We start from the raw sequence: 17,483 nt of genomic DNA on the forward strand, positions 1-17,483 counted from the left end.
CGCATGGTGGTCAGTTGGGGTTTCCGGCGGCGGATCCGGTGGGGAAGGAGACCTCGACCCGGCGGTTCTTCCGGCGGCCGTCCTCGGTGGCGTTGTCGGCGATCGGATAGTCCTCGCTGTAGCCGCGGACCTCGTAGGTGACGCCGGGGTCGTTCAGCTGCTCGCTGAGGACTCCGTGGACGGCGTCGGCCCGCTGGCGGGAGAGTTTGCGGCCGTGCTCGTAGGTGCCCAGGTTGTCGGTGAATCCGAAGACCCGGATCTTCCGGCCCTGGTGCTTCTCGATCTCCGCCGCGATCGCGGAGATCCGGCTCTCGGCCCGGGGGTTCAGCTCCGCGCTGTCCTTGCCGAAGAGGACTTCCGCCTGGAGCGCGAACTTCAGCGAGATCGTGGTCTCCTCGCGGCGCTCCTCGCCGCCCTCGGTCTCCACGATGGAGACGATGTCGAGGACGCGCGGCTGGGCGAGGGTGGCTCCGTCCCGCATCTTCAGCCCGGCGCTGTCGGCGTCGACCCGCGGCGGTTCGGAGAGCGGCACGGCCCCCGGGGGGGCGCTCGGGTCGTTCTCGGCCGAGCCGGCGGAGGAGGCGGAGGTCAGCTGGAATCCGGTGAGGAGCAGAGTCAGGGCGACGGACACGGCCGCCGGCCGCCGGCCCGCCGTGCGCGGGGTGCGCCGCCCGGTCCCGGCGGCCATCAGCCGATCTCGATCGTGGCGCTGGGCATGAGCGGGATCTGCACGTCGACCGAGTCGGTGTCCTCGGGGGGCGCGGGGAACTGGGCGAAGAAGTCGACGCTCCTGCCCGCTTCGAAGGCGCTCAGACCGGTGGTGGTGAGCGGGTATCCGTCGGTGTCGCGGAGCACGTAGTAGCGCTTCTTGTCGGCCTTGTCGACCAGGGTGATGCCGGCGAGGGAGCGTCCGGTCACCTTGACCTGCTTCTCCTGTCCGTTCCACTGGACCGGCGGGGCCTGCCGTTTGCCGCTGATGTTCTGGACGACGCCCGCGAGGGTCAGAAAGCCGCCGTCGTCGCGGACCGCGCTGTGCACGGTGAACTGGAAGCCGTTGCCGCCCTTGATGGTGGCCAGCACCCGGGGGGCCTCCGGCGCGGCCGGGCCGCCGTCGTCGCCGGGCCGCGCGGACTCGGTGATGCCGGCCTGGGCGGTGGCCGCGGCGTTGCCCTTCTCGTCCGCGTCGTCCTCGCCGTCGCCGCCGCCGCACGCCGTGAGGGAGAACGACAGCGCCGCCGCCACAAGGACCGCCGTCACTGTCCCGGGGGCCTTCGCTCGATGCCCAATGCTCATCAGTGCTGTTCCTTTGCGTTCGGTGGCGGTGCGTTCGGTGGCGCGGTCAGTCCCCGTCCAGCCGGACGGTGAAGAGGTCGGACATGTCGGGGAGGCGGTCCGGCTGCTGCGGATCGAGGTCGAAGCTCTCGCCGCCGTCGCAGTCGAGCGTGCCGGGGGAGACGGGCTCCGGCGGCTCCGAGGGCTCGGTCGGTTCGGACGGCTCCGAGGGGATGGACGGCTCGGCGGGCTCGGACGGCTCCGGGGGCTTTGCGGCCCGGAAGGTGCAGCGGGGCTCGACCACGGCGGTGGCCATGGCCTCCGCGCGGAAGTTCTCGGTGCCGGGCAGCACGGTGTCGCCGATCGACTCCCGCGCGTCCACGGCGACGGTGTATCCCCAGCGTCCGTCGCCCAGCGAGAAGCACTCCCCCACCAGGGTCCCGTTCGCCTCGGCGAACCGGCCGGCGGCGTCACAGCCGGTGCCGAGGCTGTCCTTCGGGCGGCCGTCGAGGAAGTCGCGGAGGAAGTCCGGGTCGAGGATGCCCGCCGCCAGGTCCTCGCCGAGGCTGTCGCGGGACTCCCGGGCGGCGGCGAGCGCGGCGGCGTCCGCGCCGGACTGGGTCCCGCCCCGGCTCGCGCCCGCCTGTCCGACGGCGAAGAAGGCGAGCGCGAGAAAGAGCAGGCCCACCACCATCGCGAGATAGATGGGGGTCGCCTGCCCTGCCTCACGGGTGCGGCGGGCGCTCGGCGCGGCTACTCGCCGCCGCCCCCACCGCCGCCGAGGATCTCGCCGACCTTCTCCGTCAGACCGTTGGCGATGTCGTCGGCCACTCCCGAGCCCACCAGGGCCGCGATGATCGCGGCCACCAGCACGATCACTCCGACGTACTCGACCGAGCCCTGTCCCGCGTCGCGGCGGTCCTTCCTCGCCCGCGAGGCCGCCGCCGCTCGGGCCGCGAGATACAGACGGGTCCTGACCACGGCCTTGAGCGTCATGTCCGGCATCGGCTTCCCCTCCGGCGCCGGGGGCGCTGGCGCCGGCCGGCTGGTACGAGTCCATGTCTCCGCCCGCCGTACCCGCGATGTCCGCTCTCCGGCGGCCGGTCCGGGTGGCGGCGTGAGAAATGTACGCCGGGAGCACGCGCCCGGGAATGGGCCCCGGGGCCCAACGGCGGGCCCAGGCGAAGAGGGTGCGCCCGGTCATGACGCACCGGCCGGACCGCTCGCGCCGCGCGCCGCCACGCCGTGCCAGACGGCGATGGCCTCGCCCCTGCTGGCCGCGTTCAGCTTGGCGAAGATGCGGTTGATGTGGTTCTTGACCGTCTTCGGGCTGATGAAGCAGGAAGCGGCGATCTGCTGATTGGTCAGACCCGACGCGATCAGCCCCATCACCTCGACCTCCCGCCTGCTCAGCTCGGTGATCAGTCCTCGGGGCTCCTCGGCCGGGTGGGGGCCCGAAGATGAATGTCCCACATTCGCTTGCGTAAGCGAAGCCTGTTGAGCAAATTCCCGGAACCTGGGACGAGGCCATGTACCAGGCATTGCTTGTCTGATGAAGCGATTCTCTACGGTTTCGTCGGACTGGATGTGTGCGGTCGCAGACGCTTGCGCGGCCGGATCACCGCGTACTCCCGCGAGCAGGGCACCGGTCACGGAGGGGGAGAGCGGCGCACGGCCGGCCCGGATGTCGCGTACCGCGGCGACCAGTTCCTCGGCGGTGAACTCGCCGTGGACCAGATAGCCGCCCGCACCCCGCCGCAGCGCCTCGTGGACGATCGCGCTCTCCCGGCTGTAGGTCATCATCAGCACCGGGGCGAGCGGGACCAGATGGGGCAGGGCCGATATGCCGTCCACGCCCGGCATCCGGACGTCGAGCAGCACGACGTCCGGCCGGTGCCGGACCGTCGCCTCGTACGCCTGGCGGCCGTCGGCGGCCTCCGCGACGACGGCCAGATCGGGCCGGCCCTGCAACAGGGCGGTCAGACCCGCCCGTACGACCGGGTTGTCGTCGGCGACGACGATCCGGAGCGGGGCGGCCGGCGGAGGCGGGTGCTCCACCGGGCCGGGGGGATGGTGGTGGTCGTCCGGCATGGCCGCGGCCTCCTCTCTGAACGGGGGACGGGGGACGGGAACGGGGGTCACAGCAGCAGCGAGACCGGGGGGCTGGGTACGGCGGGCAGGGGCAGTTCGAGGCGGACCTCGGTGCCGCGGGAGGCCGGGCCCCGGCCGATCCGGATCCGCGCGCCGACGGAGGCGGCCCGCTCGACCATGCCCACCAGGCCGAAGTGGCCGGATCTGCGCAGCCCTTCGAGGGTGGTGCCGGGCGGCAGCCCCTTCCCGTCGTCGTAGACGCTGATCCGCAGCACACCGTCGAGGACCCCGGCCGACACCTCCACCCGTCCGGAGCCGCCGTGCCGGCGGGCGTTCTCCATCGCCTCGGAGGCGATGGTCAGCGCGTGCCGGGCGACGGCCTGGGACAGTGCGGGCGGGCTCGCGCCGACGCGGCGGAAGACGGCGCGGACGCCGTCGTGGCGGTCGAGGTCCTCGGTACGGGCGCGGAGTTCGGCGACGATGTCCGTGCCGCCGCCGGGGGTGGGCTCCCGGCGCAGATCGGAGAGCAGCTCGCGCGATTCGGCGGCGGCCCGGCGCGCGGCCCTGGCCACCAGCTCGGCCTGGAGCCGTACGGTGAGCGGGTCCATCCGGTCGGCGGTGTGGGCGAGCCCGTCGGCGGCGAGCGCGAGGCCGTGCAGGGTCTTGGCCACCGAGTCGTGCATCTCCCGGGCGAGCCTCGCGCGTTCGCGCTCGACCGCCCCGCCGACCGCGAGCCGGGCGCGGGCCTCGGAGAGCGCCTGTCCGGCCTCGCCGAAGCCCAGCATCAGCCGGCGCAGGGTGCTGCCCAGCGCTCCGGTCAGCACACAGAGCCCGGGGAGCAGGAGAGCGGTGAAGCGGGCCACCGCCTGGTCGTTGACGGCGTACGCGCCCGCCACGATCAGCGACTGGAGCACGGCGAGGACGGCCGCCCCGCGCCAGCCGGAGATCAGCCCGGCGAGCAGCGGGGTGCAGATGGTGACGTATGCGAGGGTCGAGTCCGGCGACGCGGTGATCAGCAGCAGCGCGCCGAAGGCCATGTCGGCCCCGAGCAGCCAGGGGTGGCGCAGCAGTACGGGGCCGAACCGCTCCCAGTCGCGGAGCAGGGCGTACGAGGTCATGAAGGTGATCAGGACCGCCGCTCCGACCAGCCAGCTGGCCGGGCCGGGGCGGGTGCCGGCGAGGGCGAAGGGGACGGCCAGCGCGATCATGGCGAGGCGGAAGCCGAAGACCTGGCGGCAGAGCGCCTGGAGGGCGTTGACCTGGAGGGGCAGCGAGGGGGTGCGGGAGTGGACCGGGCCGGTGCCGGAGGGGCCGGTACGGCTGTGGTCGTCGTGGTCGTCGTGGTCGTGGTGATCGTCGTGGTCCATGGGGTTCACCTCCCGTTCCTGAGCGCTGCCGGGTGCCGGGTGCCGGATGCCGGGCGGGTCAGCCGCCCAGCACCTCCGAGAGATCGACTCCCGCGCCGTAGTAGAAGCTCGCGATGATGAGGAGCATCGTCGCCGGGAGCATGATCAGGGTGACCACGAGCGTGGACTTGGGCACCGCTCTGGCCGCGTCCCTGCGGGCGTTCTGGGCGTCGGTGCGGCGCATGTCGGTGGCGATCTGGATGAGGGTCTCGACGATCGGCGCGCCCAGTTCCTCGCCCTGCTGGAGCGCGGTGACCAGCATCGACACCTGCTCGGAGTCATTGCGCCTGCGCAGCTGGTCGAAGGCTTCGCGGCGGCTCACCCCCATGTCCATCTGGCGCAGGGTGATGCGGATCTCGTCGGACCAGGGGCCCTCGTACTTCTCCGAGACGCGTTCGAGGGCCTGGCGGAAGCCGAGGCCGGCCGAGACGACGACGGCGAGGACGTCGAGGAAGTCGGGGAGGGTGCGCTCGATGTCGGCGCGGCGGCGGCGGATGGCGGCCTTGATGATGACGTCGGTCCAGAGGAGGCCGAAGAGCAGCAGCAGGATCGCGAGGACGAACTGTCCGCGCAGCAGCATGGAGAGGAAGGCCAGCACGCCCAGGAAGCTGTAGACGGCGCGGCGGGCGGCGTAGCGGTCGACGGTCATGCCGCCGGGGTTGCCCGCCATGTCGAGCCGGACGCGCAGGGCGTCGACCCGCTTGGGGCCCATGGAGCGGAGCACGGCGGGGGCGTAGCGCATGCCGAGCCGGTCGATTCCGGAGCCGACCGCCGTGGTGCGGGTGGCGCCGACCTCCAGCGCCAGGGCGAGGTCCTCGGGGAGTTTCGCGTCGGCGCGGTACATCCGTACGCCGTGGAAGACGCCGTACACGGACAGGCCGAGCAGCGCGGCGAGGAGAAGTCCCATGGTGTCCTCCTTTCTCAGACCTGGATCCGGGAGACCCGGCGGATCAGGAACGCGCCCAGTCCGTAGAGGCCGAAGGCGACGAGGGTGGTGATCTGGCCGACCACCGAGCCGGTCATCTTGTCGAGGGCCCCGGGGGTCATGGAGTTGATCATCAGCAGAAAGCCGAGGCCGAGCAGGGGGACGGCCAGGGCGGTGACCTTGATCTGGGAGAGCGTGGTGGTGACCTCCCGGCGGGTCTCCTTGCGCTCCTCCAGGGACTGGGTGAGGTTGCGCAGCGAGGTGACGACCTGGCCGCCGGCCCGGTTGGCGAGGATGAGGGTGGTGACGAGGACGATCAGCTCGCGGGAGGGCAGCCGCTCGGCGAGCCGGCCGAGCGCCTCGTCCAGGCTCTGTCCGACGGCGAGCTGGTCGGCGACGATGCCGAGTTCCTGGCCGGCGGGGTCGTCGAGTTCCTCGGCGGCCATGGCGAGCGCGGTGCGCAGGGCGAGTCCGGCCTGGGTGGCGTTGGCGAGGACGCGGGTGAACTCGGGGAGCTGGTTGATGAAGGCCTCGGTGCGCTTGTTCCGCTGCCAGTTGAGGAAGGCGTTGGCCCCCCAGAGGCCGGCGACGGCCGCGAGGACTCCGAAGAAGGGGGCGAAGACCGCGCCGACGATGAAGTAGAGGGAGAGCAGCCCGCCGACGACGTAGACGGCGTACTCGCCGGGGGTGAGGTCGAGGCCGGTGACGGCTATCTTCCGTTCGATGCGGCGGCCGAGGCGGGTGGGGCGCAGTCTTCGGTCGACCCCGTCGAAGCGCCGGCGGCGGCCCGCGGGGCCGGTGAGCCCGCCGCTCTGGGTCATCCGGTCGACCAGGGCCTGTCGCTGGGCCCTGCCCGAGGCGTAGGTGTGCGCGCCGATGACACCGAGCACACCGGCGAGCAGTGTGACTCCGGCTGTCAGAAGCGGGAGATTGTCCATGTCGGGCGGGGCCTTTTCGATGGGCTTCGGATGACGGTGGAGGGGCTCGGACGGCCGGTTCGGGCGGCCGGTTCAGACGACCGTCCGGCGCACGGCGAGCTGCTCGTCGGATTCGGCCACGCCGAAGACCGGGGGCAGCGGCTCGTTCTTCATGTAGAGCCGCTCGGCGACCTTGCGCGGGACCGGGTGGTAGACAAACCGGCCGTTCACCCGGCCGTCGGCGGTCATGGGCTCGGCCTGGAAGTGGCAGACGGAGACGATGCGGTACTCGTCGCGGCCCCGGGAGTCGACGACGGCGATCTCGGTGACCCGGCGGGAGCCGTCGGCGTGCCGGGTGAGCTGGACGATGACGTCGACGGCGCTGTTGATCTGGTCCCGGATGGCGATGAAGGGGATCTCGACCTCGGCCATGGAGGCGAGGGTCTGGAGCCGCATCAGCGCGTCCTCGGCGCTGTTGGCGTGGACGGTGGCGAGCGAGCCGTCGTGGCCGGTGGACATGGCCTGGAGCATGTCGAGCGTCTCGCCGCCGCGCACCTCTCCGACGATGATGCGGTCGGGGCGCATGCGCAGGGAGTTGCGGACAAGGTCGCGGATGGTGACCCGGCCCTTGCCCTCGACGTTCGGCGGCCGGCTCTCCAGGGTGATCACATGGGACTGCTGGAGCCGGAGTTCGGCGGAGTCCTCGATGGTGACGATCCGCTCGTTCTCCGGGATCAGTCCGGAGAGGGAGTTGAGCAGGGTGGTCTTGCCGGTGCCGGTCGCGCCGGAGACGATCACATTGAACTTGGCCCGGACCAGCCCCGAGAGCAGCAGGGTCATCTGCTCGTCCAGGGAGCCGATGGCGATCATTTCCTGGAGGGTGAAGGCGCGCGGGAAGCGGCGGATGGTGAGGATGGGCCCGCTCAGGGAGAGCGGCGGGATGATGACATTGACCCGCTCGCCGGAGGGGAGGCGGGCGTCGACCATCGGGTTGGCCTCGTCGACACGGCGGTTGACGGTGGAGACGATGCGCTCGATGGTCTGCATCAGCTGCTCGGCGGAGGAGAAGCGGAGGGGGAGCATCTCCAGCCGGCCGCCGCGCTCCACATAGACCTGTTCGGGGCCGTTGACCATGATCTCGCTGATGGAGGCGTCTTCGAGCAGCGGTTCCAGGATGCCGAGGCCGAGGGCCTCGTCGACGACCCGGCGGATGAGCTGGGAGCGTTCGACGCTGGAGAGGACCGGGCCCTCGCGGCTGATGATGTGGCCGAGCACCCGCTCCAGCCGGGCCCTGCGCTCGGCGGCGGCGAGCGCCGACATCTCGGCGAGGTCGATCTCCTCCAGGAGCTTGGCGCGGTAGACGATGACAAGGCGGTTCTCCTCGCCGTGGCCGTTGACCGGCTCGGGGCTGCTGATGCGCGCCCGCAGGCTCATGTCCTCATCTCCCAGGTGGTGCTAGGTCTGCGCTGGATCTGCCGGGTGGTACGCGGGCTCGGGGCGGGCTCGGGGGCGGGCGGTTCAGTCGCAGGGCATGGTGACTCTTCTCGTCGCCGGGCCGATGTCGAAGACGGGCAGCAGCCGGGGGACGGAGACCACGGCGGTGGCGGTGACCTCGTCGGCCCCGGCGCACTCGGCGCTGATGGAGGCGTCCAGCCAGTCGCTGAGGGCCGCCCGGCCGGCCGCCGCGCCCTTGCCGTCGCCGTCCTTCTGGGACGCGGCGCGGGCGGCGGCGCGGGCGGCGGTGCCCGCCTGCTGGGCGGTGTAGGCGGCCAGGCCGAACTGGACGGCCGCGAGGCCGACCAGCAGCAGCAGGGTGATCACTCCGGCGTACTCGATGGCGGCCTGGCCGCGCTCCGGCTCACGGTCGCGGTCGCGGTCGCGCATGCGTACGGGTACGGGTACGCGGTCACGGCTCATGAGGGGACCTCGTTCACGGCGGCGGCGTCGGCGGCGAAGGTGAAGGGCAGATCGAGCACACCGGGGAAGAGCACGGGCACGGAGAAGGTGATGCTGACCTCGTACAGATCGCCGCCGTTGCCGGGGCAGCCGAAGCGCGCCCCGGCCAGCCAGGCCGCCGGGAGGTCCTCCCGCGCCGCCGCCTCGCAGGCGGCCGGTCCGTCCACCGCGCCCGCCCTGGCCCCCGCGTCCGCCGCGTTGCCCGCCAGGGAGAAGCTGTAGCCGATGAGCGCGGCCTGCCAGAGCAGGGCCAGCGTCGCCAGGATGACGGGGAGGGTGCCGGTGAACTCGACGGCGGCCTGGCCCCGGTCCTCACGCAGCCGGGCGCGGACGAGCCGCGCCCACCCGGGGGCCGCGGCCGGCGCCGGGGCCGTCCGCCCCGCTCGTACGTGAGACCTCATCGCTCCCCGTACCCCCTCACGGTGCTCATCTCGACCGTGCCCGGCGGAGGCCGATCGAACCCCGGTCGCCCCGCAATCTGCCGTGTTTCGGCTCGGTCTGGGGCGCGCGCACCAGCTCCAGTTCGCCCGCGAGCGCCCACAGCGCCTGCTTGACGGCGGACTTCGCCTCCAGATCCTGCATCCGTCCGGCGTCGACCACCGGCTGGAGTTCCTTGTAGCCGGCCGGGACGGCGGTCCTGGCGACCCGGGTGCCGGTGATCTTCTCGATCAGCGGGGGCTGGATCTCGGTGGCCCGGTTGTGGCGGTTGACGACGGCGACGGTCTCCTCCGCCTTGCGGATCTGGAGCCGGTCCCAGAGCCGGACCATGCGCTTGGCGGCGCGGACCGAGACCACGTCCGGAGTGGTCACCAGCAGGGTGGTATCGGCCATTTCCACGGCGGCGGCGTTGGCGCTGTTCATCTGGGTGCCACAGTCCACGACGACGACCTCGTACCGATTGCGCAGCGCGCTGACGATCTGCCGTACGGCGCGGTCGGTGACCTCCTCGCCGCGCTCGCCCTCCCCCGGCGCGAGCAGCAGCCCGAGCCCGGTGTGATGGGCGAAGAGGGCGTCCTGGAGCACCCGGGGCGAGATGTCCTGGATCCCGGCGAGGTCGGCGATCGAGCGGCGGAACTGGACGTCGAGGTAGGAGGCGATGTCGCCGGACTGGAGGTCGAGATCGGCGAGGGCCACCGTGCGGCCCGAGGCCTGGGCGGCCAGGGCCAGCTGGACGGCGGTGACGGTGGTGCCGACGCCGCCCTTGGCCCCGCTGACGGTGACGACGGTGCCGCCGGGGCCGGTGAAGACGTCGGCGCTCTGCCCGAGGTGCCGGCGCACCCCGGTGGACCAGCCGGCCGCCGCCGCCACACGCTGGGCGAGTTCCTCGTACGAGAGGGGGAGGGCGACCAGGCCCCGGGCGCCGGAGTCCATCGCGGCCGAGTAGAGCGCGGGGCCCGCGTCGGCCGTCACCAGGACGACGCCGACGGCGGGGAAGCGCAGCCCGACCTCGCGGATCAGTTCGAGGGCGGGCACCGGTCCGATCCGCTCGTGGACGAGGACGACCTCGGGCAGTTCGTCGAGCGACTCGGCGGCCAGCCTGGCCAGCGTGTCGAGCAGGGTGGTCGAGTCCCCCACCGGGGCGGCGGGTTCGGCGTCGGGGAGCTGGCTCAGCAGGGTGGTGACGGACCGGGCCGCGTCGGCTTCGCCGACGGCCGGAAGGATGCGTGTGGTCATACAGCCCTCACCTGTTCTTGTCTTCGTCGAGGGTGTAGGTGCTGTCGCCGGGGCGCAACGCGGAGCCGCTGCCCCTGGCGAGAAGGGCGAGCCGTACGTTCTCGGCGAAGGACTCGGCGTGGGCCACCCGCTGAGCGTCCTTGGTGCTCAGGGCGAAGGTGATCGGCACCGCCTCGCGCAGGGTGCTGCCGCGGCGGTCGTCGCTCCGGCGGTCGATGGGGGTGAGCCGGCCGACGTCGATGACCCGGGCCCCGGGGACGATCACCCGGGACTGGTCGGCGTCGCGCTCGGTCCTGCCCGCGAAGGTGGCGAAGATATTGACCCGGTCGCCGGGGGTGATCTTGCCCGCGACCCCGGTGGCGGAGTCGATCATGATGGCGATCTCCTGCTCCCCGGACTCCAGTTCGGGCCGGTCGACGATCATGTCGTCCTGGAGCAGCGAGCCCTTTTTGAGCCGGGTGACGGCGATCTTCCCGACGACCTCGGAGAGATTGGTGACGGCGCTCTCCGACAGCCAGCGCCTGGGCATGCTGACCTTCTCGAACTGGCCGGGCCGCAGTTCCGTATAAGGGGCGACCTCGGTCTTCACCCGATAGGCGGGAACCTCGGGTCCGACCTTCGAATTCACATCGTTGATGACTGATATCACGCCGGCGAACGCGCCGAGAGCGCACAGCACCGAGACGATCAGAAGGATGACGCCGCGTCGTTGGCGTGAATTCATGGGCTGGGCAACCTCGTTCGCTGACTTCGCCGGCCTCGCACACTTCGCGGGACCGGCGGACCGAAGCAGACAGGGACTGGCGGAGCGGAGGGGGCGGAGGGGGCGGAGGGAGCGGACGGGGCGAGCGGTGCGGCGGCGGTCCGGGCGACCGCCGTCCCGGGCCGGCTCCGATACCGTCGGCACCCGCTCGACCTGCGGTTACGGAGGGCCCGAAGGGTGCGGTACGAGGGGTTCCGTACGGCCGGGGGCCGGTCGCCGCCACCGGTCACGGGCCGTGGTGGGCGGGGGTTCCGTGCTTGGGGACGCCGGATTCACGGTCCTGGCTCTCGGCCGCCACGAGCGGCGCGGCGCAGAATCCGCAACGGTCACCGATGAGTTCGATTCCGCACCAGGTGCACACCTCTCTCCGCACGGAGGCCACCAGCTGATAGAGCGTGGAGATGTCGGGGAGGAAGGCCGTGAATTCCAGCAGCTTTCCCGTACCCCACCAGCGCGCGGATTCCGCGGGAAGCTCGGTCTCCTCCACGCCCTGGGACTGCCATGCGGGAACCAGCGTCTTCTCGATCCACTCCGACTGGAGCTGCCCCCTGGCCACCACCAGCCGGGTCGCGAAAGCGGGGCCGCCGAGCTGTCCGGAACCGATCCGGATCACCTCGGGCTCGGGGTTGGCGAGCACTCCGAACTGGGTGCCGGGAACCCAGGACTTGGCGTGCGAGCGCATGCTCACCGGCACCCGGTCGAGCCGGGTCACGGAGTTCAGCAGCGCGCCCGCGTAGATGTAGTGGGAGAGCAGCCGGGCGGCGGAGGCGATGATTCCGGGGCCGAAGTCGCAGATGGACAACTGGCGTAACTGGCGCGCGAGCACGGCGACGCCCAGCGGCGGCAGATCGATTTTGAGGAGGGCGACGCGATTGCTCTCCAGCACGGACCGGACCGTGTACAGCCGGCGCTCATGGGCGGGCGGCAGGGAGGACGGATACAGGGACACCACCGAGCCGTGCTGCTCCAGGAGGAGGGCGACGGCGGATATCGCGGCGTCCAGCGGCCGGTCGTCGGGCGACGGAAGCAGGGCCGCCGCCGGCGTGTGCTGGTCCATCGGCGGCAGCACCAGATCTGCGCTGGTGACAGCTATTGCGGTCGGCACGCTGGTTCCCCGTTCGACTCCGGTCGCCGGTGGTCCCGCGACCGCAGATACGTACTACTCGCTGCTTCTGCACGAGCACTTTATCCGCGACTCCCGAGGCAGAGAACACCTCGCGGAACCCAGAGCCGCAGCCCGTGCACACTCCGCACAGGCCAAAGCTCACCAAAGGATGACGATCCAGTACACCCACAGCGGGGGTGCGCCCGAGGCCGTACGTCCCGGTATGGCCGAAACTCATCGAAGAGCACTCCGGACCAATCGGTGCCACAGGTCTTGACAACCCGATTGGTCTGGACCAGCTTTACGCCATAACGGTGGCCACCGTCTCTTACTTTCTCCCCCCACAACTCCCCCACTGGAGGCAGCAAGTGGACCGCACCACACGTTCGCGGAGATGGATCGGCGGAGCCCTGTCCCTCGCGGTCGGGGCCGGGCTCACCGTCACCGGTATGTCAGGAACCGCGCAGGCGGCCGACATCAATGTCGCCAAGAACGCCGGGTTCGAGTCAGGACTCTCCAGCTGGACGTGTTCCGGCGGCACCGGCACCAATGTCTCCACCCCGGTACGCACCGGCGCATCGGCCCTGAAGGCGACCCCCGCCGGGGCCGACAACGCGAAGTGCTCGCAGATCGTGGCCGTCAAGCCCAACTCCACGTACCAGCTGAGCGCCTGGACCCAGGGCGGCTACGCCTACCTCGGCGCGAGCGGCACCGGCACCACGGACGTCTCGACCTGGACCCAGGGCAGCTCCGCCTGGGGCAAGCTCTCCACCAGCTTCCGCACCGGCCCGAGCACCACGTCCGTCACCGTCTACACCCACGGCTGGTACGGCACTCCCGCCTACCACGTCGACGACGTCAGCGTCTTCGGCCCCGACGGCGGCGGCGGCCAGGACCCCGACCCGGTCGTGCCCACCACGCCCACCGGTCTCGCGGTCGGCACCGTGACCTCCTCGACCGTCGCCCTCAACTGGGGCGCGGTGTCCGGGGCCACGAGCTACCACGTCTACCGCGACGGTGTGAAGGTCCAGACCTCGGCCGGCACCTCGGCCACGGTGAGCGGGCTGACCGCGAACACCTCGTACCAGTTCCAGGTCACCGCCGCCAACAGCGCCGGCGAGTCCGCGAAGTCCACCGCGGTCACCGGCCGCACCGGCGAGGGCCCGGTCATCCCGGACCCGGTCGTGCCCAAGCACGCGATCACCGGCTACTGGCAGAACTTCAACAACGGCGCGACCGTCCAGAAGCTCCGCGACGTGCAGTCGGCCTACGACATCATCGCGGTCGCCTTCGCCGACTCCACCGCCACCCCCGGTGAGCTGACCTTCAACCTGAGCCCGGCGCTCGGCTACGCCAACGTCGCCGAGTTCAAGGCGGACATCGCCGCCAAGCGGGCCGCCGGCAAGTCGGTCATCATCTCCGTCGGCGGCGAGATCGGCAATGTGACGGTCAACAGCGACGCGTCCGCCACCCTCTTCGCCAACAGCGCCTACGCGCTGATGCAGGAGTACGGCTTCAACGGTCTGGACGTGGACCTGGAGCACGGCATCAACTCCACCTACATGACGAAGGCGCTGCGCCAGCTCTCCGCCAAGGCGGGCCCGAAGATGGTCCTGACGATGGCCCCGCAGACCATCGACATGCAGTCCACCTCGACCGAGTACTTCAAGCTGGCGCTGAACGTGAAGGACATCCTCACGGTCGTCAACATGCAGAACTACAACAGCGGCGCGATGCTCGGCTGCGACGGCAAGGTCTACTCGACCGGCTCGGTCGACTTCCTCACCGCGCTCGCCTGCATCCAGCTGGAGAACGGTCTCGACCCGTCCCAGGTCGGCCTCGGAGTCCCCGCCTCCACGCGGGGCGCGGGCAGCGGCTACGTCAGCCCGGCCATCGTGAACGCCGCGATGGACTGCCTGACCAAGGGCACCAACTGCGGGACCTTCAAGCCCGCCAAGACCTACCCGACGCTGCGCGGCGCGATGACCTGGTCCACCAACTGGGACGCCACCGCCGGCAACGCCTGGTCGAACTCGGTGGGGGCGCACATCAAGACCCTGCCGTAGCGGAAGCCGGCCACCCGGCCGGCCCCGCGAACCGGCGGCCCCGCCGCCGTGAAACCTGTCGTACGCACCACCTACCCCCACGCCAGGTCGTACGACGCAGCCAGCAGCGCCCCCGCTTCCGCGGAGGCGCTGCTGTGCGTGGCGGGTCCGTTCCCGGTGTGCGCGCGGGCCCGATCCGGCGTACGCGCGGGCCCGGTCCGGCGTACGCGTCCGAACTCCGCCTCTTGACCTGGCCATGTCAGGGCCGCACGATGTGTCACCGCACCACGCGTCCGATCCGTACGCCTGTTCCACCCCCCAGTCCACACCCGGGAGACAGCATGCGACTACGCATCCGCGGCAGCGGCCGGAAGGCCGCGACCCTGAGCGCCCTGCTGGCGCTCGCGGTGGCGGCGCCCTTCACCGCGAGCGCGGCACCGCCGGACCCCAAGGCCCCGGCCGTCGCCGCCGACGAGCGGACCCGCCAGTACCAGATCAAGGGCGAGGCGACCGTCGCCTCCCGGACCGCCATCGCCTCCCTCGGCGTCACGGTCGACGAGGCCGATCCGCACTCCACCGTCATCAGCGCCAGCGCGTCCCAGGTCAAGCGGCTGCGCGCGCTCGGGCACCGGCTGATCGAGCTGCCGGGCCCGCCGGCCCGTACCGGCGGCGGTCCCGTCGAGGCCTTCGACTTCCCGCCGGCGGACTCGCGGTACCACAACTACACCGAGATGAACACGGTGATCGACCAGCGGATCGCCGCGTACCCGAACATCATGAGCAAGCGGGTCATCGGCAAGAGCCATCAGGGCCGGGACATCATCGCGGTCAAGATCAGCGACAATGTGGCCGCCGACGAGAACGAGCCCGAGGTCCTCTTCACCCACCATCAGCACGCCCGTGAGCATCTGACGGTGGAGATGGCCCTCTACCTCATCCGTGAGCTGGGCGAGGACTACGGCACGGACTCCCGGATCACCAGCGCCGTGAACAGCCGGGAGATCTGGATCATCCCGGACGTCAACCCGGACGGCGGCGAGTACGACATCGCCACCGGCAGCTACCGCAGCTGGCGCAAGAACCGCCAGCCCAACACGGGCTCGACGGCGGTCGGCACCGACCTCAACCGCAACTGGAACTACCGCTGGGGCTGCTGCGGCGGCTCCTCGGGCTCCTTCGGCTCGGACACCTACCGGGGCCGGGCGGCCGAGTCCGCGCCCGAGGTGAAGGTCGTCGCCGACTTCGTACGGAGCCGGATCGTCGGCGGTCAGCAGCAGATCAGGACCGGCATCGACTTCCACACCTACAGCGAGCTGGTGCTCTGGCCCTTCGGCTACACCACCGCCGACACCGCTCCGGGCATGACCCAGGACGACCGGAACGCCTTCGCGGCGGTCGGCCAGAAGATGGCGGCCAGCAATGGCTACACCCCGGAGCAGGCGAGCGATCTCTACATCACCGACGGCTCGATCGACGACTGGCTGTGGGGGAATCAGCGGATCTTCGGCTACACCTTCGAGATGTATCCGGGCAGCTTCGGCGGCGGGGGCTTCTATCCGCCCGACGAGGTGATCGAGCGGGAGACCAGCCGCAACCGGGACGCGGTGCTCCAGCTGCTGGAGAACTCGGACTGCATGTACCGCTCCATCGGCAAGGAACAGCAGTACTGCGCCTGACGCGGACCGTGCACAGGCAGATGGGCCGCCCGGGGCGCACAACCCCCGGGCGGCCCTTCGGCCGTCGGCGCCGGACCGCCGGGTCAGACCACCAGGCTCAGCGCGGCCGCCACCGCGAAGCCCGCGACGGACAGCACCGACTCCAGCACCGTCCAGGTCTTCAGCGTGTCCCGCTCGGAGATGCCGAAGTACTTGGCGACGATCCAGAACCCGCCGTCGTTGACGTGCGAGGCGAAGATCGAGCCCGCCGAGATGGCCATGATGACCAGCGCGAGGAAGGGCTGCGAGTGGTCCGCGTTCTCCACCAGCGGCAGCACGATGCCGGCCGTGGTGACGATCGCGACCGTCGCCGAGCCCTGGGCGACCCGCAGCACCAGCGAGATCAGATAGGCCAGCACGATGATGGGCAGGCCGACGTCCTCGAAGGTGTCGGAGAGCGCCTGGGCCACCCCGCTCGCCTTGAGGACCGCGCCGAAGACGCCGCCCGCGCCGACCACCAGCAGGATGTTGCCGACCGGCTTCAGCGAGGAGGTCGAGACCCGCTCCAGCGAGGTCCGCGACCAGCCGCGCCGGATGCCCAGCAGGTAGTACGCCAGGATCAGGGCGATCGTCAGCGCCACGAACGGGTTGCCGAAGAACTCCACCACCGAGCGGAGGGTGGAGGGGTCGAGCGCGATGGAGGAGAAGGTCGCCGCGAGGATCAGCGTCAGCGGCGTACCGATGATGAACAGCACCGTGGAGAGCGCCACCGGCGACTCCGCGGCCCCGGGGCCGCGCTCGGCGTCGACCGAGGCCTTGGCCTCCTCGGCCGCCTCCAGCATGTCCTGGGGGACCTCGACGAAGACGCGCCTGCCGATCCAGTCGGAGTAGACCCAGGCGGCGACGACGGCGGGCAGTCCGACCACGACGCCCATCACGATGACCCAGCCGAGCGAGACGTCGAGCAGCCCCGCGGCGGCGACCGGGCCGGGGTGCGGCGGCAGGAAGGCGTGCGTCATCGACAGACCCGCCAGCAGCGGCATCGCGTAGAGGATGACGGACTTGCCGGAGCGCTTGGCCGCCGCGTACACCAGCGGCGCGAGAACGAAGATTCCGACGTCGAAGAAGACCGGTATACCGAAGATCACTCCGGTGACGCCCATGGCGAGCGGGGCGCGCTTCTCGCCGAAGACCCCGAGCAGACGGTTGCTCAGCACCTCGGCTCCGCCGGAGACTTCGAGGATCGCGCCGAGCATGGTGCCCAGACCGATGATGATGGCGACATGGCCGAGGATGCCGCCCATGCCCGTCTCGATGACCGACTCGGCCGCCGAGCGCTGCACGGTGCCGAAGAGTTCGGTGACGGAGAGGCCGGCCGCGAGGCCGACGGCTATGGAGACGGCGAGCAGCGCGACGAACGGCTGGAGCCGGATCTTGATGATCAGTACGAGCAGGAGGGCGATCCCGAGGGCGGCGACGGTCAGCAGACCGGCCGTTCCATCGATGAGAAGAAGCAGTCCTCCGGTGTGCGGCGGTGCACCGGGCGGGGCATCGGCGGCAAGAAGCATGGTTCAACCCTTGGTCGGTGGAGGGTTTTTGGGTATGGCGGAGCACGGCACGGCGCTCCCGGGAGGGGGCGCCGTGCCGTGCGCGCACATCGATGTGCCAGGTGGT

Annotated in this window: 16 protein-coding genes and 1 pseudogene; 2 read left to right on the top strand and 15 right to left on the bottom strand. The window is 71.2% G+C overall.

The window, feature by feature from the left end:
• Positions 1-10: 10 nt before the first annotated feature.
• From ABD371_RS15250 to ABD371_RS15315, 14 genes and pseudogenes are all read right to left on the bottom strand, one after another.
• Positions 11-688: an OmpA family protein gene (locus ABD371_RS15250; protein ID WP_344477011.1), complete on the bottom strand. Its 678-nt coding sequence runs from the start codon at positions 686-688 to the stop codon at positions 11-13.
• The gene (locus tag ABD371_RS15255; RefSeq protein WP_344477012.1) at positions 688-1,293 is read right to left on the bottom strand and encodes a hypothetical protein; all 606 of its coding nucleotides are present in this window, start codon (positions 1,291-1,293) and stop codon (positions 688-690) included. Before ABD371_RS15255 ends, ABD371_RS15250 begins: the two co-directional genes overlap by 1 nt.
• 46 nt (positions 1,294-1,339) lie before the next feature.
• Positions 1,340-1,981: pseudogene (locus ABD371_RS15260) on the bottom strand (pilus assembly protein TadG-related protein); the annotation flags it as partial.
• Positions 1,982-2,025: 44 nt separating this feature from the next.
• Positions 2,026-2,277: a hypothetical protein gene (locus ABD371_RS15265; RefSeq protein ID WP_344477014.1), complete on the bottom strand. Its 252-nt coding sequence runs from the start codon at positions 2,275-2,277 to the stop codon at positions 2,026-2,028.
• A gap of 195 nt (positions 2,278-2,472) precedes the next feature.
• Positions 2,473-3,363, bottom strand: a complete 891-nt coding sequence (locus ABD371_RS15270) for a response regulator (RefSeq protein WP_344477016.1) — start codon at positions 3,361-3,363, stop codon at positions 2,473-2,475.
• 47 nt (positions 3,364-3,410) lie between these two features.
• Positions 3,411-4,730 (bottom strand): sensor histidine kinase, encoded by a 1,320-nt coding sequence (locus tag ABD371_RS15275; protein WP_381733081.1) that lies wholly within the window; start codon positions 4,728-4,730, stop codon positions 3,411-3,413.
• Between the two features lie 58 nt (positions 4,731-4,788).
• Positions 4,789-5,676 carry a DUF5936 domain-containing protein gene (locus ABD371_RS15280; RefSeq protein ID WP_344477018.1) on the bottom strand — a complete coding sequence of 296 codons (888 nt, stop codon included), beginning with the start codon at positions 5,674-5,676 and terminating at the stop codon, positions 4,789-4,791.
• Between the two features lie 14 nt (positions 5,677-5,690).
• Complete coding sequence (locus ABD371_RS15285) at positions 5,691-6,632, bottom strand: type II secretion system F family protein (RefSeq protein ID WP_344477020.1); 942 nt, start codon at positions 6,630-6,632, stop codon at positions 5,691-5,693.
• Between the two features lie 72 nt (positions 6,633-6,704).
• The gene (locus tag ABD371_RS15290) at positions 6,705-8,045 is read right to left on the bottom strand and encodes a TadA family conjugal transfer-associated ATPase (protein WP_344477022.1); all 1,341 of its coding nucleotides are present in this window, start codon (positions 8,043-8,045) and stop codon (positions 6,705-6,707) included.
• A gap of 84 nt (positions 8,046-8,129) precedes the next feature.
• Complete coding sequence (locus ABD371_RS15295) at positions 8,130-8,528, bottom strand: TadE/TadG family type IV pilus assembly protein (protein ID WP_344477024.1); 399 nt, start codon at positions 8,526-8,528, stop codon at positions 8,130-8,132.
• Positions 8,525-8,968, bottom strand: coding sequence for a TadE/TadG family type IV pilus assembly protein (locus ABD371_RS15300; RefSeq protein ID WP_344477026.1), 444 nt, complete (start codon positions 8,966-8,968; stop codon positions 8,525-8,527). Before ABD371_RS15300 ends, ABD371_RS15295 begins: the two co-directional genes overlap by 4 nt.
• Positions 8,969-8,993: 25 nt before the next feature.
• A complete protein-coding gene (locus ABD371_RS15305; RefSeq protein ID WP_344477028.1) occupies positions 8,994-10,241 on the bottom strand; it encodes a CpaE/TadZ family protein in 1,248 nt (415 codons plus the stop codon).
• Positions 10,242-10,248: 7 nt separating this feature from the next.
• Positions 10,249-10,965 (bottom strand): Flp pilus assembly protein CpaB, encoded by a 717-nt coding sequence (gene cpaB, locus ABD371_RS15310; protein ID WP_344477030.1) that lies wholly within the window; start codon positions 10,963-10,965, stop codon positions 10,249-10,251.
• A gap of 265 nt (positions 10,966-11,230) precedes the next feature.
• The gene (locus tag ABD371_RS15315) at positions 11,231-12,109 is read right to left on the bottom strand and encodes a hypothetical protein (protein WP_344477032.1); all 879 of its coding nucleotides are present in this window, start codon (positions 12,107-12,109) and stop codon (positions 11,231-11,233) included.
• A gap of 368 nt (positions 12,110-12,477) precedes the next feature.
• Here ABD371_RS15315 and ABD371_RS15320 point away from each other — a divergent pair, with 368 nt between their 5' ends.
• Together ABD371_RS15320 and ABD371_RS15325 are read left to right on the top strand one after the other, a co-directional pair.
• Complete coding sequence (locus tag ABD371_RS15320) at positions 12,478-14,175, top strand: chitinase (protein ID WP_344477034.1); 1,698 nt, start codon at positions 12,478-12,480, stop codon at positions 14,173-14,175.
• Positions 14,176-14,495: 320 nt separating this feature from the next.
• A complete protein-coding gene (locus ABD371_RS15325) occupies positions 14,496-15,830 on the top strand; it encodes a M14 family metallopeptidase (RefSeq protein ID WP_344477036.1) in 1,335 nt (444 codons plus the stop codon).
• Positions 15,831-15,913: 83 nt separating this feature from the next.
• Here ABD371_RS15325 and ABD371_RS15330 read toward each other — a convergent pair whose 3' ends face one another.
• On the bottom strand, positions 15,914-17,377 hold the full coding sequence (locus ABD371_RS15330) for a GntP family permease (protein ID WP_344477038.1): 1,464 nt from the start codon (positions 17,375-17,377) through the stop codon (positions 15,914-15,916).
• Positions 17,378-17,483: the final 106 nt, after the last annotated feature.

The sequence above is a fragment of the Streptomyces amakusaensis genome (assembly GCF_039532665.1).
GTDB classification, from domain to species: Bacteria; Actinomycetota; Actinomycetes; order Streptomycetales; family Streptomycetaceae; genus Streptomyces; species Streptomyces amakusaensis.

What these genes read in the sequence shown, in the direction of transcription:
- ABD371_RS15250 (WP_344477011.1), bottom strand. Translation starts at nt 688, where the DNA reads ATGGCCGCCGGGACCGGGCGGCGCACCCCGCGCACGGCGGGCCGGCGG.
- ABD371_RS15255 (WP_344477012.1), bottom strand. Translation starts at nt 1,293, where the DNA reads ATGAGCATTGGGCATCGAGCGAAGGCCCCCGGGACAGTGACGGCGGTC.
- ABD371_RS15265 (WP_344477014.1), bottom strand. Translation starts at nt 2,277, where the DNA reads ATGCCGGACATGACGCTCAAGGCCGTGGTCAGGACCCGTCTGTATCTC.
- ABD371_RS15270 (WP_344477016.1), bottom strand. Translation starts at nt 3,363, where the DNA reads ATGCCGGACGACCACCACCATCCCCCCGGCCCGGTGGAGCACCCGCCT.
- ABD371_RS15275 (WP_381733081.1), bottom strand. Translation starts at nt 4,730, where the DNA reads ATGGACCACGACGATCACCACGACCACGACGACCACGACGACCACAGC.
- ABD371_RS15280 (WP_344477018.1), bottom strand. Translation starts at nt 5,676, where the DNA reads ATGGGACTTCTCCTCGCCGCGCTGCTCGGCCTGTCCGTGTACGGCGTC.
- ABD371_RS15285 (WP_344477020.1), bottom strand. Translation starts at nt 6,632, where the DNA reads ATGGACAATCTCCCGCTTCTGACAGCCGGAGTCACACTGCTCGCCGGT.
- ABD371_RS15290 (WP_344477022.1), bottom strand. Translation starts at nt 8,045, where the DNA reads ATGAGCCTGCGGGCGCGCATCAGCAGCCCCGAGCCGGTCAACGGCCAC.
- ABD371_RS15295 (WP_344477024.1), bottom strand. Translation starts at nt 8,528, where the DNA reads ATGAGCCGTGACCGCGTACCCGTACCCGTACGCATGCGCGACCGCGAC.
- ABD371_RS15300 (WP_344477026.1), bottom strand. Translation starts at nt 8,968, where the DNA reads ATGAGGTCTCACGTACGAGCGGGGCGGACGGCCCCGGCGCCGGCCGCG.
- ABD371_RS15305 (WP_344477028.1), bottom strand. Translation starts at nt 10,241, where the DNA reads ATGACCACACGCATCCTTCCGGCCGTCGGCGAAGCCGACGCGGCCCGG.
- cpaB (WP_344477030.1), bottom strand. Translation starts at nt 10,965, where the DNA reads ATGAATTCACGCCAACGACGCGGCGTCATCCTTCTGATCGTCTCGGTG.
- ABD371_RS15325 (WP_344477036.1), top strand. Translation starts at nt 14,496, where the DNA reads ATGCGACTACGCATCCGCGGCAGCGGCCGGAAGGCCGCGACCCTGAGC.
- ABD371_RS15330 (WP_344477038.1), bottom strand. Translation starts at nt 17,377, where the DNA reads ATGCTTCTTGCCGCCGATGCCCCGCCCGGTGCACCGCCGCACACCGGA.